Here is a 19,262-nt window from a genome sequence, read left to right as displayed (position 1 = left end):
TCTATGACTTGTTTTCCTGCATTGCGTCTGACTCTGGCTGTGACGGCCGCCCTGACTCTGGCCGCCTGCGCGGCGCCTGATCACAAACCCATGGCCCAGGCCATGCCCGAGCAAGATGCGCCGGAACCACCTCGCCTGACATTGGCCGAATACAGCGGCCCGGATCAAAGCCAGCCAGCGCCCAGCGTGCAAGCCCATCACGAATACAGCCTGCCTGAACTGATCGACCTGGCCCAACGCCTGAACCCCAGCACCCGCATTGCCTGGGGCGAGGCCCAACAAGCCGCAGAAGCTGCCGGTATGGTGGAAAGCACCTACCTGCCCCTGATCTCCGCCAGCGTGGTGGGCGGCTATATGCGCAGCGACCGCGACAGCAGCGTGCACATTCTGGGTAGAGAAATCGATGTGGATTACGACACCCATTTAAGTGGCGCCGTTCCTTCCCTGACCTTGAAGTGGCTTCTGTTCGACTTTGGCAAACGCGCCGCCTTGCAAGAGGCGGCCGACAAACTGGCCATGGCCAGCCGGATTACCTTCAGTGGTGTGCATCAGGCCGTGATTGCGGAAGTATCCATCAGCTACTTCAACTACAACTCGGCCCGCCAACGCGAGCAAATCTCTGCCCAAGGGCTGAAAAATGCGGCACTGATTGAAGATATCGCCCTGGAGCGGCAGCGCAATGGGCTGGGCACCCAGATTGAAGTCGCGCAGGCACGACAACTGAAAGCCCAGGCTCGTTTGCACCATGTGAATGCCAGCACTCTGGCACGTCAGTCTTATCAAACGTTGCTGGGTGCAATTGGCCTGTCCCCGGAAACGGAGCTGAAAGTCGCCGATAGCGCCGCCCGCCCCCTGCCCGAGAATCTGGATATCCCTGGCAATGACACACTGAAAAAAGCCATCGCGCAGCGGCCCGATGTACAGGCCCTGCAAGCCGCCCATCAGGCCAGTCTGGCAGGCATAGACTCAGCCGAAGCCAGTTTCATGCCCAAGTTGGCCTTGATGGGTTTTATTTCCAAACGCATGGGTTCATTAAGTGTAGGCAGCCTGCCCGAAGTCAGCCCGCAATCCTCCTCCCGAGGCGCCGTGCTGGCCCTGAATATCCCGATCTACGACGCTGGGCTACGCAACAAGCAAGTGCGCGAAGCCCAGTTGCGTGCCGACACCGCGCGCGAACGCGTTGCCAAAACCGAGCAAGACGCCTACAAGCAAATGATCATCGCTGCCGACGCACTGCGAGCTGCTCTGGAGTCTCATCAAGCCGCCACCAGCCTGGTCGAGGCGGCCCAGATCACCTACCAAGGTGCGCTGGAATCCTACCAGGAAGGCTTGACCGGCATGACCTTGCTGACCGAAGCGCACAGCGGTCTATTAGGAGCACAAGAAGCCCAGACTATGGCTCATACCGCAGGTTTGGTCGGCTCTGTGAACCTGGCCTTTGCCATGGGCGAACTCAATCAAGCCCCCAAAACCCCTGGGGATGCCACCAAGTAGTAGGCAAAGAAGAAGCAAGCCGAACTCTACTTGGGAGCAAAAATAAAAAGGGAGCCATGCAAGGCTCCCTTCTCCTGTAGCAACCGCTACTGCAGCAACTTACTGCTCTTCAATCGCATCCAGCGCCTTGGCCAAACGCTCCACCGAGCGTTCCAGATTGTTCAGCTTGTCCAGGCCAAACAGACCAATTCGGAAGGTCTTGAAATCAGCAGGTTCATCACACTGCAAAGGCACACCCGAGGCGGCTTGCAAACCAGCCTTGGCAAACTTCGCGGCCGAATGTATCCCGTCATCCGTGGTGTAGCACACCACTACGCCCGGTGCCTCAAAGCCCGGTGCCGCCACGCTGCGGAAACCATGTTCGCGGAGCAGAGCGCGCACTTTGCGGCCCAGCTCCAGCTGACGATTGCGGATCCAGTCAAAGCCCAGAGCTTCCGTCTCGGCCATCGCCTCTTGCAGCACTTTCAAGGAGTCGGTAGGCAAGGTGGCGTGGTAGGCATGAGCCCCGTTCTCATACGTTTCCATGATCTGCAGCCACTTGCGCAGATCGCAGGCAAAACTGGTGCTGGTCGTGGTTTCAATGTGTTGACGAGCACGCTCGCTTAACATCACCAGACCGCAACATGCCGAGCCGGTCCACCCCTTTTGTGGGGCGCTGATCAGCACGTCCACACCCACATCCTTCATATCCACCCACACGGTGCCCGATGCAATGCAATCCAGCACAAACAGACCGCCCACCGCATGTACGGCATCCGCAACCTGACGCATATAGTCATCGGGCAACATGATGCCGGAGGCCGTTTCCACATGCGGCGCAAACACCAGGGCCGGTTTTTCAGCCTGAATCGCAGCAACTACTTCTTCGATAGGGGCCGGTGCGTAAGCGGCCTGCTTGCCCTCCTCAATCGGGCGGGCTTTCAGAACCGTGGTGCTGGCGGGGATGGAACCCATGTCAAAAATCTGAGTCCAGCGGTAGCTGAACCAACCATTGCGTATCACCATGCACTTGCGGTCCGTTGCAAACTGACGGGCCACCGCTTCCATGCCAAACGAGCCACTGCCCGGCACCACAATCGCCGAATGTGCCTGATAGACCTGCTTGAGCGTGCGGGAGATTTCGCGCATCACTTCCTGGAAGGTCTTGGACATATGGTTCAAGGCGCGGTCGGTGTAGACCACCGAATATTCAAGCAGGCCGTCCGGATCAACGGGAGTGCTGGTTTGAGACATGAAAACCTCGGAATTCTGGTAGAGAAGATATAAGGATCAAAGGATTTTAGACCAAGCAGATCTGTACGGGCGACTTGCCCCCAAGCTTCGTCCGGCTGCAGCCAAATCACAACTCAAACTCTTCGCTATGGGCTGTTCTGCAGGAGGTGTTATTGCGCTTCTTCTGCTTTCTTGACTCGGCCTGCCGCCCTGAGTACCGTGATGAGCACGTTTGATCTAGTCCGGGTTTCATCATCATGCAGGTAGCACACTTCAGCCAGAACACCTTGGGACGCGATATTGCGGTTGGCGATATTCACGGTTGCTTCTCCAAGCTGAAAACGTCTTTAAAGCGGATTCGTTTTGATCCGTCCAAGGACCGCCTTTTTTCGGTGGGCGATCTGGTGGATCGCGGTCCGGAGTCGCATCATGTTCTGGAGTGGCTGGACCTGCCCTGGTTTCATGCGATTTGTGGCAATCACGAGCAGCTGACCTGGCGGCGGGCGATTGGGCAGCCTATTCAGGAAGTGGATCATCGCGTGCATGGTGGGCTATGGCTGGACGATTGCACCTCGGACGAGCAGGCACTGATCGCTCAACGTCTGAAAGCCCTGCCTTTGGCGATGGAAATAGAAACGCCCTTGGGACTGGTGGGTATGGTTCATGCCGACTTTCCCTACGATAATTGGCAGCACATTCATACCGAGGGTTTTGATGCCAATGACCGCTATGTCTGTATGTGGTCCAGGGATCGCTATGTGACTGGCTACGATGGCATGGTAGAGGGTCTTCGGGCTATGGTGCATGGGCATCAGACAACGCACAAGATGCGGCAATTAGGGAATGTGTTTTTCATTGATACCGGCGGGTGGCTGGATCATGGGCATTTCACCTTGCTGGATTTGAAGCGCTTGGTGGCTTTGTAGGGTCTTTCGGCTCTTCGCTCTCGATTAAAAAGATTGTTTTTGCCTAATTAGTTTCTGGGAAGGCGCTGTTTCGGTCCTGCTGGGGTGTCGGGGCTGAGCACTAGCCGGCGCTGCGCGCCGGTACCCCGGCAGGACCGAAACAGCTCTCAGCGATTACTTGCAAAGACAATCCTTATGCGGCAACTGATTGCTGCTTATTGGTTTACTGAGTGCTGATGGCTAATGGCTAATGGCTAATGGCTGATGTTCGACTCGCCTTGAACACGGAATCAATGACACTACGTCTGATGACGTACAAACCTGTCCTCGTCAATATCGGTACTGGCCTCGTCTCTCGATGTATCTACGATTACCTGAACAACAACCATGGTGACAGGCGCTTTGGCTTCAAAGACAAGCTACATGCTACAGATTACAAACTACAGCTTGTTGCGCCAGGAGATCCTCAACAAGATTCATGCTCCAATGAAGCACCAGGCACTCGATAACTAGCAGTTGGTCCCGATTTCTCTATCCCTCACCCTCACCGCCAACTGTTGAAAACGACGATTAGCCAATAAACCTCGCCCCTCCCCCTCAAGCCCCCTGCGCACCTACGGCAACAGAAAAAACCACATATAGCCAGATCCCAAAAGAACGGAAGTCTCATATTGATAGTCATTGTGAGCCGGTCTGGGCCGGGGGGCCGTCCTCTGGGCGATTCAGGCGTCTTGCCGCAGGCGGGCTTGCTATTTGGGGTTCAAGCGTCCTGTTGTTTGAGCGAAATGCTTGTGCCTTGTCCGGGGGACAAGGCACTTTCGCGAGTTCAGGAAGCGCCCGAATAGCAAGCCTGACCAGGGCACCGGTGCGCAGCACCGGCAAGGAGCCAAGCCCGGAGGACGGCCCCCCGGCCCAGACCGGCGTTTTCACGAGTCACTATCTAAACATGCAGGCTCTCTGCACTCCTTATCTCCCAACCCTCCTGCTCCCCCCCCCCACTCCTCAACACTCAGGAAAATGAAGAAGATGAAGCCCAAAACAAAACCGCCTCAGTTCCCAAAAGAAACTGAGGCGGTCTCATCTTCAAACAAACAGCAAACAGGCCAAAGGCTTACTTCTCCACGCCCCCACCCAAGATCACGCCGTTCACCTCCTTACCGTAGTAACTTTCCTCGCCATCATGGAACTCCACACGCGCTTGCTCAACCGTCCCCTTCTGACGAGCATCCTTGGGACGCTCATGACTGTTGATGTAAGCCGCTACGTCCCAGGCATCCTGATCGGACAAGGAGAACGGTTTACCCAAAGGCATATTGGCCTTGATGAAACCAGCAGCCGTATCAATACGAGCCATCCCTGCACCCCAGTTATACGAGTTGGGGCCCCACAAAGGCGGGAACACCACGCCACTTTCGGCATCCTTCTGCCCCTGGCCATCGACCGCATGACACAAGACACAGTTGTTGGTATAGACCTCTTTACCGCGTGCTACGTCATAGCCCAGCTCAGTCTTTTTAACTTTGGGGAAACCAGCACCCGGCAACTTCTGACCCGTAGGCGCCCCATCGGACATCCAGTACATATAAGTCATCAAGTCACGATACACGTCGCTGCCAGCGGGCGGCGCAACACCCGAGGGCGAGGCCTGCGCATTCATGGAATAGGTAAAACAGCCAATGATGCGATCTTCCAGCGTGCTGATCGCCTTGGTCTTGGCACGATAGGCGGGATAACTGACATAGGCTCCCCACATAGGCGCAGAGTGTTCACGACGACCACCGTCCAGGTGGCAGTTCACACAAGCCAAGGTATTGCCCACATGATCCGACACCGTGGTCGAGGTTTCCATAAAGATCTTGTGACCACGACGAACCGCCTCGCCATACGGCGTATCCGGAATGCTGCTCTCTGGCGGTGGCACGTAATAACCATCTGCGCCTACCGGCATACCAGCCGTGACCGAATGCTTGTCCTTGCTCTGTGCCTTGCGATCGGCTTCCATGGCCTCACGACTATAGGTGGCCTCGCCAACCTGGATAGTGCCCTTGTCGGGCGAACCCAGGGAAAAGGACAACCAGCCCTTGGCGTTCATGCCATAGCCAATCGCAAAAAGCAGCACACCAATACCGGCCCCCCAGGCCAGTCTGCGTCCACCCGACATGGTGGATTTGCTGCGACCATTTTTTTGAGTGTCTTTCATAAAAAGCTCTCTGTTCTGATCTTATTTCGCCTGCTTGCCATTGGCTGGCAGCGAGGCGGCGTAATAGGAAACCGCATACAGGTCCTCGTAGGACAAGCGCGATGCGATGTCATCCATCAGGCTTTGCGGCGAGTTGTGACGATGGCCGCCTTTCCAGGCCGACAACTGACTGAACAAGTACTCGGCCTGCTGCGCAGCCAACGGCGGGAAAGACGTACCTACGCCTTCACCCTGACTGCCGTGGCAACTGATACATGCAGGCACGTTCTGCTTCCAGTCCCCTTTATGGAACAGGGCTTCGCCACGGGCCAGGTTCGCTTCCGAACTGGGCACATTAATGGCAGGAGCAGGCAGCTTGGCGTAGTAAGCAGCCAGCTCTTTCATATCCTCAGGCTTCAAACCGCGAGCTACGTACTGCATGGACTCGTTCAGGCGTGTACCTTGAGCAAAATCCTCCAGTTGCTTGAGCAGATACGCCTCGGGTATACCGGCCAAACGAGGAGTGATGCCTGCGCCTTCACCGGCCTCGCCGTGGCAGGAAGCACAGCTCCACACACTGCCCTGCCCCGAATGCACCAGTACGGGCGCATCCTTCAATGCGGGAATGGCTGGCACCACAGGGGTGCCGCCTGCATTGGAAGCAACAATAGCGGCGGTCGGCTTGTCCGCTGCGGCATGTGGCGCCAGATCGTGCAGGTAAAGACCCACACCGGCCAAGGCCAAGGCGAACAGCACAGCCAACAGGAAGATCGGAATGGGACGCGGCGGCTCCCACGGCTCGAAGGTGGGGTCGATGTTCTCGACCTGAGGCGAACTAGAAACTTTTTCCATTGTCATGACTTGTCCTATTTAGCGCCCGAATCCGTCGAGGCTTCAGCGGGGCGACGATCGTAGCCACGGTCACGTTTATCCAGTTCCTGCGCGCTGGTCGCATAGGTGCGATCCAGAGCCAGCAGGTACTCCACCAAGTCCAGCGCTTCCTTGCGAGCAACCACATGCTTGCCCGCCGGCTGCAGGGACTCTGGCAAACGCACCACTACATCGCCTTCGGAAACCTGGTCTTTCAGCTCGAACATATAGGGATAGGACGGCATCAGGCTCCAGTCAAAAATCGCACGGGGCTGATACAGGTGGGTCAAATGCCAGTCACGGCTTTTCATGCGCGCACCGACGTTAAACAGGTCCGGACCGGTACGCATGGTGCCCAGCAGGTGGGGCGAATCGTAAAAGTAATCGCCCGGTGTGGACGCACGGCCCCAGCCACGTGCCGTATCAAACAGGGTTTGACCGGTAGAGCGTGGCTGCTGGCTGTGACAGTACAAACAGCCGTTGGCCACGTACTCGTCACGCCCCAGCAGTTGCTGGGCGGTATAGGGTTGCAACTGCTCCGGCGGTTCCGAGGTACGCAATTGCCAGGCTGGCAAAATCACCAGCATCAAGGTAGCCAGCAGCAACACGCCAATGGCCCCGATTAGTAAAGGTAAGAGTCGATTCATGACGCATCTGCCCGAGCAAGTGTAGGAGTCGCATTAACAGCGGAACCTTTGCGCAGCAAGAGCAAGGCAAAGTGAGCCGCAAAGACAAAGTGGCCCAGTGTCATCATGGTGCCGCCAATGGAGCGGGCTTCCAGATACGGAACCATCTTGCGAGTGATCTCGCCAAAACTTGAACCTGGGTCCATCAAGCCCATGCCCTGCACCACACCGGCAATGCTCAGAGCCAGCACGTAAATCGTGAAGCCTGCGGTCACCAGCCAGAAATGGGTTTTGATCAGAGCCGGGAAGGGCCAGCGACGTCCCAGAATGTGCGGCATCATGTAATACAGCGTGCCGAACATCACCATGGACACAAAGCCGTAAGCACCCAGGTGAGCGTGACCGACGGTGTAATGCGTGAAGTGCGTCACTGAGTTCACCGAGCGGATGGCTTCCAGCGAACCCTGGAAGGAGGACAAGGTGTACATCAGCGCGCCAATCCAGACGAAACGCAGGGCCATGGATTGCTTGAAGGCCCACAGGTTCTGCGCAACGGTTACGTGCTGGTTAATGGCCACGGCAATCACCGGCACAAACATCATGATGCTGTGCACCACGGACAAGGTGACGGCCCAGGTTGGCACCGGACCGCCCATCAAGTGGTGAATACCGACCTGGCTGTAGAACAGCGCCAGACTCCAGAAACCCAGCAAGGACACGTTGTAGGAATACACGGGCTTGCCGATGATCTTGGGAATGATGTAGTACGCCGCACCCACACCCATAGGCGTCAGCCACAGACCCAGCACGTTATGAGCAAACCACCAGTTCACGGTTGCTTGCTGAGCACCGATGTGCAGACCGGGGATGTTGGACACCAGAAACAGGAACGGAAACCAGACCATGCCGGCCAGGAAATACCAGCCCGACACATAGATGTGGCGCGATTTGCGGTTGGCGGCGGTTTCAATGGCAGGCCAGGCCAGGAAAAAGCCCCCTACTGCCAACAGAATGTCGATCTGCCAGGGGAATTCCAGCCACTCGATCCCGTCGGACCAGCCATTGGCCACGGCAATCGTGCCGCCCAATACCCCCAGGGTCCACAAGGCAGCGCCGAAGTACACCATATTGGGACGTCGCAAAGGCGTATGAAAAATACGCGGCAACAACCACAGAGCCACGCCAATCCCGGTCACCGACAACCAGCCGTAAGCCACGATGTTCAGGTGCAAGGTACGCGCACGACCAAAGGTCACTTGTGCCACGTCAGCCAGCCAGTCGGGCCAATGCAATTTCAGCGAGGCCATCACGCCAAACACCGAACCGATCAGCAGCCAGGTAATCCCGACCGTGACCAGAAGCAGAACCGGCCCCCGACCACTGCGGTCAATACCGGCACGCAAAACGTCAAAGCGATGCGTCTGTGCTTCGTTCTCCCCCCCAAAGGAAGCACTGTCATCCGGCTGACCAAGCTCACCTTTCATGAAGATGGTCTCAGCTTCGTTCTTCCCAACGAAGATCAGCTTGTTTGCCACGGCCCAGACAAGAATGCCCAGTGCCACCAAAGAGGCGACAAAACTGGTCGCCAGTAATATTCCTAATATAGGAGTCATGTGAATAAATGCCCGATATCTGTCATGCGGCTAAGCCTAAAGAAACGTCATTGCCCAAGCCGGTTTTATTAAAAAAGTAAGTACCGAGATACAAATGCAATGCAATCTACATCACAGTAGAGGATCAGGATTAAGGCCAAATTAAGAGAACTTTCCCTCTCGCCCCTGCCCTCAAGGCTGCTAACATAAACGCCGAAACGTAATAACCATCAGGCTTTGCCTGCACAAGCCGCATTTACCACAGGGGGGGAGAATGCACGTTTTACTTGTTGAAGATGATGCGCTCGTCGCCAGCGGAATTGTGGCGGGCTTGCGACTGCATGGGCTGACCGTGGACCACGTGGGCACGGCCAGCCTGGCCGACACGGCCTTGCTGTCGTCGCACTTTGATGTCTGTATTCTGGATCTGGGTTTGCCTGATCAGGACGGGCTGACCCTGCTGCGTCGCTGGCGCGAACAAGGCCGCAAACTGCCCATTCTGATTCTGACGGCTCGCGACGCCCTGCATCACCGGGTTGAAGGGCTACTGGGTGGGGGCGATGACTATGTCATCAAACCTTTTGACCTGGACGAGCTGCTGGCACGCCTGCATGTCCTGACACGACGTGTAGCGGGCCACGAAACAGATTGCATTGAATATGGGCGACTCAGTTTCTGTGCCTCCACCGGCCATGTCACCCTGGACGGCAAGCCAGTCAGTCTGGCGCGACGTGAGCTCTCCTTGCTGCGTGCCCTGCTCAGCAAACCGCACACCATCCTGAGTGCCGAACAACTGTGCGACAGCGTCTACGGCTACGATCAGGATCTGGAAAGCAATGCCATCAATGTGCACATCTACCATTTGCGCCGCAAGCTGGGCAGCAATATTGTCGAGACCGTGCGGGGCCTGGGCTACAAACTGGGGCCTGCCGGTTAGGTATTTCACACCATGAGCCTACGCCTTAGATTGCTGCTGGTTATCGGCATTTCCCTGACCGTGCTCTGGAGTGCGGTCGCCACCTGGATGCTGATGGATGCACGCCACTCCTTGCGTGAAGCGCTGGATAGCCGATTGGCAGCATCGGCCCGCATGGTGGCTGGACTGGTTGCCCAATTTCCAAACTTGCAGGAGCTGGCCCAATCCGCGGAGCGTCCCCTGGACATCATTGCCCGCGATGGCGTGGCTTGCGAAATCAGTGTGGTGCGCAGCGAAGTAGAAATTCAGGCGGTCAGCCGAACTGCGGGTAGCCCGGATATGTCACAAGTGGCTTTGGGCTTTGGCACGCACGTGCATGGTGGCAAGCGCTGGCGCACCTTTGTGCTGCGCGAAGGCCATATTCAGATTGCCGCCGCCGACAGCATAGAAATACGCGAAGCACTGGTACGGGAAATCATGCTTTCGGCTGGCCTGCCCTTTGTCGTGGCCTTGTTTGGTAGCCTGCTGCTTTTGTGGGTTGGTATCGGTCACGGCCTGGCTCCCCTGGAGCGGATTCGGGACATGCTGTCGCGCCGTCGTCCCGGGGACGACAGCCCACTGCCCAAGGTCAAAGTCCCGGTTGAGCTGCAACCCTTGCTGCGAACCCTTGAAGAACTGCTGGAGCGGCAACAAGCCGCCATCATGCGCGAACGCCGCTTTACCGACAGCGCCGCCCACGAACTGCGTACACCCCTTACCGGAATCAAAACCCATATTCAAGTTGCCCATCTGGCTGCCCAACGTCCTGGAGAACGCAACACGCTGGATACGGCCTTGAGCCAGGCAGACCAGGGCGTACAACAGCTACAGAACATTTTGCAGCGGCTGCTGGAGTTGGCACGGCTGGACGGGCAAAGCGCCCGAATGGAAAGTAGCCAGGCCGACGAGGCGGTATACGCTGCCCTGCATGCCCTTAAAGCCATCTACGGCGGCACCATAGACCAGATCACGCTGGATATACGCAGCAAACCCGGCCCGGTGCAGATTGAGAAATCCCTGCTGACAGTGGCCGTACAGAACCTGATCGACAATGCCTTGCGCTATACCAAAGCCCAGCAACCGATCAGCTTGCGGATTGAAGCAGGAGAGCCGGGCTATCTGCGTCTCAGCGTGCTGGACCACGGTCCCGGATTAAGCGACAGCGAACGGGATCTGGCCATGAACCGTTTTTGGCGCGGCTCGCAACAACAGGCGGGCTATGGCTTGGGCTTGTCGATTGTGAACGCTATCGCCACCCAGCATGGCGGAACGCTGGAGCTGCTGAATCGCAAAAGTGGCGGACTGGAAGCGCGTCTGACCGTGCCCCTTGCCGACCAGGGCAGCTGAAACCAAGCCACGCAATAAAAAAAGGCCGGAGCCCATCAGGGTCCGGCCTTTTCTGTTTGACGCGGTGCTTGCCTGTTTCAGGCAAGCCCATCATCAAAGAATTTGGATTTTAGTTGCGCATGGGCCTTTTTGGCCTGCACCTTCGATGAAGGAAACGCGTTGGTTCTCTTCCAGAGTTTTGAACCCGGTTCCCTGAATTTCACTGTGGTGTGCGAAGAGATCCTTGCCGCCGTTCTCCGGCACGATGAATCCGAAGCCTTTTTCGCTGTTGAACCACTTCACAATACCAATTTCTGTCTTCAAAATAAGTCCTAAATGTAATGACGATCAGAGAAAAAAATTTTCTCTCCCTGAACTATCCTCCGATTGCGTCCACAAAGATAGCTCCGTTACTTTTTAATTGTAAAAATCCGGAAATTCTGTTGTTTCCTGAGCCTGTCCATCCTGTTTGTCTAGCCCCGCCCTTGCATCCGGGATGCCGCTGCGCACCGCGTCCGGGCCAACTACCCCTGCCATCCCCCACACAAGAACGCCCGGGGAAAAACGCCGCCATTTCAGCGCCAAACGGTATTTGAGGCCTGAACAACTCACTTCAGCCGATAAAAAATCCCCACGCAATCAAAGCACTCTTGGCTATACTGGCTCGCACTTAGCGGTCTACTTATCCTGATTGACGTGTGTCATGTCATGATCACGAGGAACATACAATGAATCGTAGAAACTTCCTGCTGGCCACGCCGGCTGCCGCATTTGGAACCCTGGTTCTGCCCTCCACCAGCCAGTCTGCCCCCGCCATCATCACCAACACCAGCCAAATCCTGCCGCGCCACACCAAAGGCCCGCGCATTGTCATTTGTGGGGGCGGCTGGGGCGGAATGACGGCCGCCAAGCACCTGTCCAAACTGGTGCCCCAGGCACAAGTGGTGTTGATCGAGCGCAACCCCACGTTCTGGTCCGGCCCCATGAGCAACAAGTGGCTGATTGACATCGTCAACACGGATTTCCTGAACCACGACATGCTGGCGCCCTCCATCAAGTACGGCTACAGCCTGGTTCATGCCGAAGTCACCGCCATCGAGCGCGACAAGAAAACCGTGCGCACGACGCAAGGCGCGCTGGAGTACGACTACCTGATCCTGTCGGGCGGCATACGCAATGCCTACGATGCCTGGTTTGGCAATGACACCTACGCGGCGGAATACACCCGCCAGCACTTTCCCAACGCCTACATCCCGAATGCCGAGATGTTTGCCTTGAAGAACAAGCTCAAAGCTTTCAAGGGCGGCACCATTGTGATGACGCTGCCCCCGCCACCGCATCGCTGCCCACCCTCGCCCTACGAGCGCGCCTGTTTGATGGCCTGGCATATCAAGACCAACAGGATTCCAGGCAAGATCATCATTCTGGATCCCAAGCCCACCATTGCCCCGATTGGCGAGGGATACCGCGCAGCCTTCCAGGAGTTGTACCCGGACATCATCACCCACGTCCCCAATGCCCGAGTGCGTGAGGTCGATCCCTTCAAGAAGCACATCAAGACCACCGCCGGCGATTTTGAGTTTGACGACGCGGTGCTGATGCCCCCGCACCAGGCCGCCGATATGGTCTGGAACGCAGGCCTGGTCGGTACAGGCCCCGATGGCAAACCCACGGGCTGGGCCAATATTGACCCACGCCTGTTCACTGCCCGCGACGACGACAATGTCTACGTGGTGGGGGACTCCATGGGCTTTATTTCCGACCAGTTCGGCCACTACCCCAAGAGCGCCCACGTGGCACACGCCGTAGCCAAAATTGTTTCCCGAAACCTGGCCGAACGTATCGCGGGCAAGGAAGTCGTGCCCGTGCTGCCGGATAATCTTTGCTACATGATGGTCAACGGAGATCCGCAAGAAGAAATCTCGGTCAAGTTTGAATACGAGCTGGACGCAAGCGGCAAGGTTCTGCAAACCCAGATCGATATGGATGTCCGTACCTCCGACCTTGTTCAAGAAGACTTCCAGTGGATCAAGACCCGTTTCAATGACTTCCTCTAAACTTCCTTCCCGTTTTGTCCGCCGCCGCCAGCTTGTGCTGGGCAGTGCCGCCGGACTGGGTGCCGCGTGGCTACCCATCAATCTGCATGCGCAAGTTGCCTTTGATCAATTGCTGAAACCGGCCACTGCGGCCCAGGTCCAAGCCATTGTGGACGAGTTCCTGAAAGGCGTCAGCCCAGAAGAAAAAGGCATGAAGCTGGATATGCCCGCTCTGGGCGACAACCCCGCCGCAGTGCCCGTCAAAGTGGTGCTGGACTCGCCCGCGAGCGACGATGTGTACTGCCAGGAACTGATCATTCTGGCCCAGGGCAACCCGCATCCGCTGGCCTGCCGCTTCAACTTCACCGCCCTGGCCGGAACAACAGAAGTCGCAGTTCGCCTGCGCCTGATTGAAACCCAAACCATCCGCGCCCTGGCACGGTTAAGCGATGGCCGCGTCCTGAGCGCCCAGCATCACATCACGGTGACTGCTGGCGGCTGCGGCATGTAAACAAGGGACACTCATGAGTAAACCACGTATCTGGATCAGCAATGCCAAGCCCAAGGCGGGCGACATTGTGCGCGTGCGCGCCCTGGTCGAACACCGCATGGAAAGCGGTCTGCGCCTGAGCAAGGAAGGCCAGGTTGTACCGCGCAACATCATCCACGAATTCAAGGCCACCTTTAACGGCGAGCCCTTGTTCAACTGGCAGCCGGAAACCGCGATTTCCCAAAACCCGTACATTGAATTTACCTTTGTCGCACGACGTTCCGGCGCTCTGGAAATGAGCTGGACGGACGATCAAGGCGCTGTCATTACCGGCCAGACGGAGCTGAGCATCAGCGACTGATTGCGGACCAATTCCAGCCCGGCCCCCTGACCTGCCCCATTCAGCGCCCTTAACGGGCGCTGAGTTCATAACAGTGTTCTATATAGTCATACAAGGTGGGCGTAAGGGGAATGCTACGCTGAGCGTCCTTTCCTACAACGATGCACACTGACAAGAAGAATGCCCATGTCCCTCTCTCTGGTAGGTCGTCTCCTTTTTGCCCCCGCCTTGCTCGTGGCCAGCAGTGCCACCGCACCGGCCTGGGCCAGCTCCACGCTGGACATCAAAACAGTGGCCAGCTCCTGTGCGAACTGTCACGGCCCGGATGGGCGTTCCACGACCATCATTCCCTCGCTGGCTGGCCGCCCCGAAGCGGTGTTGCTGGAGCAACTGCGCGCCTTTGCCTCCGATACGCCTCCGGCTGGCACCACCATCATGAGTCGCCTGGTCAAAGGCTACCAGGATGCGGATCTGGAAGCCCTGGCACGTTATTTCTCTGCAGTCTCCTCCACCCCTCGCAGCGTTGCGGAAGGACGTTAAGAATGAGCACACCCTTGAACTCCTCCCGTCGCCAGTGGCTGAGCCGTGTCGGTAAAACCAGTATGGCTGGTCTGGCCTTGAGCACCCTGCCTGTGTACGCGCGCAGCAGCTCGGCCCATGTCGTTGTGGTCGGTGGCGGCTTTGGCGGTGCAACCGCTGCCCGTTACTTGAAGCGCGGTGATCCATCCCTGAAAGTCACCTTGATTGAACCGGCCACCACCTTTTACACCTGCCCGTTCACCAATCTGTATCTGGCCGGTTTGCGCCGTTTTGAACAGCAAGGCCACGGCTTTGATGATTTGCGCGCAGCCGGTATCGATGTCATTCACGACCTGGCCACTGCGGTCGACTCCCAGGCCAAAACCCTGACCTTGGCCAAGGGCCAGAAGCTGTCTTACGACAAGCTGCTGCTCTCACCCGGTATTGATTTTCGCTGGAACACGCTGGAAGGCTATGACGAAGCCGCTTCCTTGCTGGCCCCGCACGCCTGGAAAGCGGGCGATCAAACCCGTTTGCTGAAAAGTCAGCTGGATGCCATGCCCGACGGCGGCACCTTCATTATGGTAGCCCCCGAAAACCCCTTCCGCTGTCCGCCCGGCCCTTACGAGCGCGTCAGCATGGTGGCTCACTACTTCAAGCAGAACAAACCCAAGTCCAAGATCCTGATTCTGGATGCCAAAGACAGCTTCTCCAAACAGGGCCTGTTCCAGGATGGCTGGAAACAAGTCTATGGTGACATGATCGAATGGGTGCCCTTCTCCAAAGACGGCAAAGTCACTCGCGTGGATGCCGCCAAGCTGAGCGTGGAAACCGAGTTTGGCGAGATCCACAAAGCCGATGTGCTGAACGTGATCCCGCCACAAAAAGCCGGAGCCATTGCCGAACAGGCCGGTGTCACCAACGCCAGCGGCTGGGTGCCAATTGACCCGCATACCTTCGAGTCCGAGCAGGTCAAGGACATCTACGTGGTGGGCGATGCCACCATTGCCTCACCCATGCCCAAGTCCGGTTTCTCTGCCAATACGCAAGCCAAGCTGGCAGCGGCTGCCATCATTAATGCCTTGAGCGGCAAGCCTGCGCCACAGGCCACACTGAGCAATACCTGCTACAGTTTGATCGCTCCCGACTATGGCATTTCTGTGGGGCACTTGTACGCCTTTGCCGATGACAAGCTGGCTGAAGCGTCCGGCGGGGTCAGCCCTAAAGAAGCCAGCCCGGCCTTTCGCAAGCAGGAAGCCCAGTATGGCGAGGCCTGGTATGCCGCGATCAGTCGCGACATCTGGGGCACCAAAGGCTAAGTGGTTCCAACCCGGTCCTAACATCCAGCGCACATGATGAATACAGAACTTGTACTGTGGGTCAGCTTGGCCATTGGCCTGCTCTTTGGCATTAGTGGCCAGCTCAGTGGTTTTTGCTTTTATCGTGGCTTGACCGAGCGCTGGTCCGGGCGTAGCGGCTACAAGCTTCAGGGCTTTGCCCTGGCGCTGGCCGTCGCCCTGGCCGGGACACAACTGGCGGCGGGCTACGGGCTGATCAGTCTGGACAAGGTCCTGTACCTGAACCCCACTTTCTCCTGGCTGCTGGTGCCGCTTGGAGGTGTGCTCTTTGGGGCAGGCATGACCCTGGCTAATGGCTGCGGCGCCCGAGCTCTGGTTCTGTTGGGACAGGGAAATCTGCGCTCCTTTGTCGTCGTGCTTTGTCTGGGTATCGCCGCCTATGTCACCTTGACGGGCCTGCTGGCGCCGCTGCGCATGAGCATTGCCCAAGCCAGCAGTATCACCCTGCCCGCGGTGACCCTGTCCGAGGGTCCCGTCCGCTCTATGGTGACTGCCATCCTCGTCGCCGCCCTGATCGCTTTTGCCTTGCTGCGCCGACAGGACGGTCAACGCCTGAATGATCTGCTGGCTGGAGCATTTGTAGGGCTGCTGATTGTGGCAGGCTGGCTGACTACCGGCTGGCTGGGCGATGATCCCTTCGAGCCTTTACCCGTCAGCTCGCTAAGCTTTGTCGCCCCGATTGGGGAAAGCATTCAATACGCCATGATCTCCACCGGCATGAGCCCGCGCTTTACCATCATGATTGTGGTGGGTGTGGTGGCCGGCTCCTTGCTGAGCGCCCTGCTGCGTCGCCGCTGGAAGCTGGAAGGTTTTAAGTCGCCCCGCCACATGCTGCGCTCCATGGCAGGCGGTACCTTGATGGGCGTAGGTGGCGTGCTGGCCCTGGGCTGCACCATAGGCCAGGGCTTAAGCGGCTTGTCCACCTTGTCGGCCACCTCCTTGCTGGCGGTGCTGGGCATTATCGTCGGTGCACGTCTGACCTGGACCCGCCCAAGCGCCTGACTCCGTGTTTCAATAAGGGCTTGATTGACGGTGCTTCAGAAGGCCCAGGCGAGCTCCGCCTGACATTCGCTGAAGCACTCTTACCGAGCCCACTGCAATGCGACAGATCCTCCTTGTTGTCGATGTGCAAAGCTGCTTTTCACCGCCCCCATGGCTGATCGACGGCATTAACGCCCTGAGCACCCGCCTGCCTTGCGCGGCCTTGATTGAACTGCACGACGAGTCTCAAACCCCTTTTTCCAGTCAGCTAGGCTGGTGTCCGCCGCGCAGCGATCGCTGCCTGGTCGATGCCAAACAAATCTTCATCAAGCACGGCTACGCCCCCAGCCCCGCTGCAATGGAATATTTGCAGCAATGTCAGGCTGATCGCATTCTGGTCTGCGGCATTCAAACCGATACCTGCGTGCTGGCTGCCGGGTTTGCCTTGTTTGATGCCGGGCTGCACCCCACCCTGATTACGGATCTGACGGTTGGCTCGTCCCTGGATCGCTCCGGCGAGCTGGGTATCAAATTGTGGAAACATCACTTCGGGCGCACGATCCACAGCAGCGAACTACTGGCTGAACTGGACCGGCAGTAATCACGCGCATGGGCGGGCAAACGGACTTGGCTCAGCAACCCAAAGGTAGCGCCCACACGCGTCAAGCCACTACGCTGCAGCGAACCGCTCATCAAATCCGCCCCCCTGTTCTCTCTGCTGCATCAGACAAATGCTGATTGAACATTCAACCATCGCGCCCCTGATTAATCATTACGTTTAGCGTAATCATTCACCCATAAGCTTTATTGATAGCCCTATACCGCCACTGATATGGTCGTTTCCAGAAACCTGCAAAAGGTTCAATTACAAGGAGACGAGACATATGCATTGGCTATCCATTGCCGTTTTAGGAGGCATGTTCGTACTGGCGACCGCCCTACCCATCAATATGGGGCTGATTGCTTTTGTAGGCGCTTTTCTGGTGGGTACGCTGGTGGCGGGCATGGGCGCCAAGGAAATCATGGGCGGCTTTCCGGCTGACCTGTTTCTAACACTGGCCGGTATTACCTATTTGTTCGCGCTGGCTCAAAACAATGGCACCATCAACTGGCTGGTCAGCATGGCCGTGCGAGCCGTGCGTGGCCGCATCGCCGCCATTCCATGGATCATGTTTCTGATCACGGCCGCATTGACCGCTGTGGGTGCCGTCAGCCCGGCCGCCGTTGCCATCATTGCCCCGATTGCGCTGGGCTTTGCCCGCCAGTACGGCATCAACCCGCTCTTGATGGGTTTGCTGGTGATTCACGGCGCCCAAGGGGGCGGCTTCTCCCCCATCAGTATTTACGGTGGCATCACCAACCGTGTGGTCAGCGCCGCCGGTTTGCCCTTGAATGAAATGGCCACCATGATGGCCAGCCTGAGCATCAACCTGGCCGTGTCCATTTTGCTATTCGTGTGGATGGGCGGTTTGAAGCTGATGCGTCAGAAAGTGGACTTAAGTTCGGCTGACGTAAACGTTGCCCGCGTGGCCCATGGCTCGGGTGGTCCGCAAGTGTTTGGCGACGCTGAAGCCGAAGCCTTTGGTGAAGAGCGCAAGACCGCCCGGAAAAGCCCCGATGCCCTGGTCGAAGCCGGTAATGGTGCCAACGAGGCCCCCCACTGGTATCGCGTTCTTACCTTGGTCGGCCTGTTCATCCTGGCCGTGCTGACTTTGTTTTTCAAACAGGATATTGGCTTTACCTCGATCACCATCGGTCTGGTACTGACCTTGATGGCCCCCAATCTGCAAAAACGCGCACTGGGCCAAGTGTCCTGGCCTGAAATCATGCTGATTGTGGGTGTCAGCACCTATGTGGGCGTGATGGAATCCATGGGCACGATTGATTTTGTCGGCCATAGTGTTGCCCAGCTGACCTCTCCCTTGATGGCGGCCTTGCTGCTGCTTTTTGTGGGCGCGGTCGTGTCGGCGTTTGCCTCCTCCACCGCCGTGCTGGGTTCGCTGATTCCGCTGGCGGTGCCCTTTCTGCAAGGCGATGGCGGCGTGGGGCCGGTGGGCTTTATTGCGGCTATGGCCGTATCCTCCACCATTGTGGACGTCAGCCCCTTCTCCACCAATGGCGCACTGGTACTGGCCAATGCCCAGGGAGTGTCGCGTGATGCCTTCTTCCGTCAGCTGCTGCTGTACGGTGCTGCCGTCACGGTTATTGCCCCGGTCGTCGTCTGGCTGCTGTTTGTGGTGCTCTAAAACTCCCGGCGAAGCAGAAATCCAGCTGGCCCCGGCACTTTGCTAGCCGGGGCCTTTTTGATGGGAATTCTGACCTCATCAACCGGCAGTTAACACTCTCTGGTCCAACTCCATAGACCATAAGATTTGCGAG

18 protein-coding genes are annotated in these 19,262 nt (G+C 57.5%); 12 read left to right on the top strand and 6 right to left on the bottom strand.

Translation table 11 applies throughout. The features are described from left to right. The first annotated feature begins 3 nt into the window (after positions 1-3). A complete protein-coding gene (locus WFM49_RS04945) occupies positions 4-1,494 on the top strand; it encodes a TolC family protein (protein WP_336972066.1) in 1,491 nt (496 codons plus the stop codon). A gap of 99 nt (positions 1,495-1,593) precedes the next feature. On the opposite strand, the gene WFM49_RS04940 is transcribed toward WFM49_RS04945, so the two are convergent. After that, a complete protein-coding gene (locus tag WFM49_RS04940; protein WP_250756986.1) occupies positions 1,594-2,727 on the bottom strand; it encodes an aminotransferase class V-fold PLP-dependent enzyme in 1,134 nt (377 codons plus the stop codon). A 236-nt stretch (positions 2,728-2,963) separates the two neighbouring features. Between WFM49_RS04940 and WFM49_RS04935 the strand changes: the two genes are divergently transcribed. Next, positions 2,964-3,632, top strand: coding sequence for a metallophosphoesterase (locus WFM49_RS04935; RefSeq protein WP_336972063.1), 669 nt, complete (start codon positions 2,964-2,966; stop codon positions 3,630-3,632). 1,090 nt (positions 3,633-4,722) lie between these two features. Here the strand turns inward: WFM49_RS04935 and WFM49_RS04930 are convergent. The 4 genes from WFM49_RS04930 to WFM49_RS04915 are packed head-to-tail and all read right to left on the bottom strand — an operon-like array spanning position 4,723 to position 8,899. After that, positions 4,723-5,811 (bottom strand): c-type cytochrome, encoded by a 1,089-nt coding sequence (locus tag WFM49_RS04930; RefSeq protein WP_247965659.1) that lies wholly within the window; start codon positions 5,809-5,811, stop codon positions 4,723-4,725. 21 nt (positions 5,812-5,832) lie between these two features. Beyond that, positions 5,833-6,648 carry a c-type cytochrome gene (locus tag WFM49_RS04925; protein WP_035269192.1) on the bottom strand — a complete coding sequence of 272 codons (816 nt, stop codon included), beginning with the start codon at positions 6,646-6,648 and terminating at the stop codon, positions 5,833-5,835. Positions 6,649-6,656: 8 nt separating this feature from the next. Then, positions 6,657-7,307, bottom strand: coding sequence for a cbb3-type cytochrome c oxidase subunit II (locus tag WFM49_RS04920; protein WP_009461016.1), 651 nt, complete (start codon positions 7,305-7,307; stop codon positions 6,657-6,659). Further along, a complete protein-coding gene (locus tag WFM49_RS04915) occupies positions 7,304-8,899 on the bottom strand; it encodes a cbb3-type cytochrome c oxidase subunit I (protein WP_031232271.1) in 1,596 nt (531 codons plus the stop codon). The genes WFM49_RS04920 and WFM49_RS04915 overlap by 4 nt, the downstream gene beginning before the upstream one ends. Before the next feature lie 253 nt (positions 8,900-9,152). On the opposite strand from WFM49_RS04915, the gene WFM49_RS04910 reads away from it, so the two are divergent. Both WFM49_RS04910 and WFM49_RS04905 read left to right on the top strand, forming a co-directional pair. Then, complete coding sequence (locus tag WFM49_RS04910; RefSeq protein ID WP_021446792.1) at positions 9,153-9,815, top strand: response regulator; 663 nt, start codon at positions 9,153-9,155, stop codon at positions 9,813-9,815. A 12-nt stretch (positions 9,816-9,827) separates the two neighbouring features. After that, complete coding sequence (locus WFM49_RS04905) at positions 9,828-11,180, top strand: ATP-binding protein (protein ID WP_254499516.1); 1,353 nt, start codon at positions 9,828-9,830, stop codon at positions 11,178-11,180. A gap of 93 nt (positions 11,181-11,273) precedes the next feature. On the opposite strand, the gene WFM49_RS04900 is transcribed toward WFM49_RS04905, so the two are convergent. Then, positions 11,274-11,483: a cold-shock protein gene (locus WFM49_RS04900; protein WP_009461028.1), complete on the bottom strand. Its 210-nt coding sequence runs from the start codon at positions 11,481-11,483 to the stop codon at positions 11,274-11,276. Positions 11,484-11,887: 404 nt separating this feature from the next. On the opposite strand from WFM49_RS04900, the gene WFM49_RS04895 reads away from it, so the two are divergent. The 8 genes from WFM49_RS04895 (at position 11,888) to WFM49_RS04860 (ending at position 19,129) form a co-directional block, all read left to right on the top strand. Next, entirely contained in the window at positions 11,888-13,216 is a 1,329-nt protein-coding gene (locus WFM49_RS04895) for an FAD-dependent oxidoreductase (protein WP_324576230.1), read from the top strand. Beyond that, positions 13,203-13,706: a thiosulfate oxidation carrier protein SoxY gene (locus WFM49_RS04890; RefSeq protein WP_336972056.1), complete on the top strand. Its 504-nt coding sequence runs from the start codon at positions 13,203-13,205 to the stop codon at positions 13,704-13,706. The genes WFM49_RS04895 and WFM49_RS04890 overlap by 14 nt, the downstream gene beginning before the upstream one ends. Positions 13,707-13,719: 13 nt before the next feature. Then, entirely contained in the window at positions 13,720-14,046 is a 327-nt protein-coding gene (soxZ, locus tag WFM49_RS04885) for a thiosulfate oxidation carrier complex protein SoxZ (protein ID WP_009461038.1), read from the top strand. A 165-nt stretch (positions 14,047-14,211) separates the two neighbouring features. Further along, on the top strand, positions 14,212-14,565 hold the full coding sequence (locus WFM49_RS04880) for a c-type cytochrome (RefSeq protein WP_052159242.1): 354 nt from the start codon (positions 14,212-14,214) through the stop codon (positions 14,563-14,565). Between the two features lie 2 nt (positions 14,566-14,567). Next, positions 14,568-15,863, top strand: coding sequence for an NAD(P)/FAD-dependent oxidoreductase (locus WFM49_RS04875; RefSeq protein WP_336972052.1), 1,296 nt, complete (start codon positions 14,568-14,570; stop codon positions 15,861-15,863). Between the two features lie 36 nt (positions 15,864-15,899). After that, a complete protein-coding gene (locus WFM49_RS04870) occupies positions 15,900-16,904 on the top strand; it encodes a YeeE/YedE family protein (protein ID WP_336972049.1) in 1,005 nt (334 codons plus the stop codon). A 97-nt stretch (positions 16,905-17,001) separates the two neighbouring features. Then, positions 17,002-17,484 carry an isochorismatase family protein gene (locus tag WFM49_RS04865; RefSeq protein ID WP_009461046.1) on the top strand — a complete coding sequence of 161 codons (483 nt, stop codon included), beginning with the start codon at positions 17,002-17,004 and terminating at the stop codon, positions 17,482-17,484. Positions 17,485-17,767: 283 nt separating this feature from the next. Next, positions 17,768-19,129: an SLC13 family permease gene (locus WFM49_RS04860; RefSeq protein WP_009461047.1), complete on the top strand. Its 1,362-nt coding sequence runs from the start codon at positions 17,768-17,770 to the stop codon at positions 19,127-19,129. Positions 19,130-19,262 lie beyond the last annotated feature (133 nt).

Source organism: Alcaligenes sp. PF14, assembly GCF_037150615.1.
GTDB lineage: Bacteria > Pseudomonadota > Gammaproteobacteria > Burkholderiales > Burkholderiaceae_B > Alcaligenes > Alcaligenes phenolicus.
The sequence above is the reverse complement of the archived record's forward strand: the minus strand, read 5'-3'. Positions and strand labels throughout refer to the sequence as shown.

Coding starts and splice junctions, on each gene's coding strand:
- WFM49_RS04875 (WP_336972052.1), top strand. CDS start 14,568: ATGAGCACACCCTTGAACTCCTCCCGTCGCCAGTGGCTGAGCCGTGTC.
- WFM49_RS04860 (WP_009461047.1), top strand. CDS start 17,768: ATGCATTGGCTATCCATTGCCGTTTTAGGAGGCATGTTCGTACTGGCG.
- WFM49_RS04890 (WP_336972056.1), top strand. CDS start 13,203: ATGACTTCCTCTAAACTTCCTTCCCGTTTTGTCCGCCGCCGCCAGCTT.
- WFM49_RS04870 (WP_336972049.1), top strand. CDS start 15,900: ATGAATACAGAACTTGTACTGTGGGTCAGCTTGGCCATTGGCCTGCTC.
- WFM49_RS04895 (WP_324576230.1), top strand. CDS start 11,888: ATGAATCGTAGAAACTTCCTGCTGGCCACGCCGGCTGCCGCATTTGGA.
- WFM49_RS04945 (WP_336972066.1), top strand. CDS start 4: ATGACTTGTTTTCCTGCATTGCGTCTGACTCTGGCTGTGACGGCCGCC.
- WFM49_RS04910 (WP_021446792.1), top strand. CDS start 9,153: ATGCACGTTTTACTTGTTGAAGATGATGCGCTCGTCGCCAGCGGAATT.
- WFM49_RS04920 (WP_009461016.1), bottom strand. CDS start 7,307: ATGAATCGACTCTTACCTTTACTAATCGGGGCCATTGGCGTGTTGCTG.
- WFM49_RS04925 (WP_035269192.1), bottom strand. CDS start 6,648: ATGACAATGGAAAAAGTTTCTAGTTCGCCTCAGGTCGAGAACATCGAC.
- WFM49_RS04935 (WP_336972063.1), top strand. CDS start 2,964: ATGCAGGTAGCACACTTCAGCCAGAACACCTTGGGACGCGATATTGCG.
- WFM49_RS04915 (WP_031232271.1), bottom strand. CDS start 8,899: ATGACTCCTATATTAGGAATATTACTGGCGACCAGTTTTGTCGCCTCT.
- WFM49_RS04865 (WP_009461046.1), top strand. CDS start 17,002: ATGCGACAGATCCTCCTTGTTGTCGATGTGCAAAGCTGCTTTTCACCG.
- WFM49_RS04930 (WP_247965659.1), bottom strand. CDS start 5,811: ATGAAAGACACTCAAAAAAATGGTCGCAGCAAATCCACCATGTCGGGT.
- WFM49_RS04905 (WP_254499516.1), top strand. CDS start 9,828: ATGAGCCTACGCCTTAGATTGCTGCTGGTTATCGGCATTTCCCTGACC.
- soxZ (WP_009461038.1), top strand. CDS start 13,720: ATGAGTAAACCACGTATCTGGATCAGCAATGCCAAGCCCAAGGCGGGC.
- WFM49_RS04940 (WP_250756986.1), bottom strand. CDS start 2,727: ATGTCTCAAACCAGCACTCCCGTTGATCCGGACGGCCTGCTTGAATAT.
- WFM49_RS04880 (WP_052159242.1), top strand. CDS start 14,212: ATGTCCCTCTCTCTGGTAGGTCGTCTCCTTTTTGCCCCCGCCTTGCTC.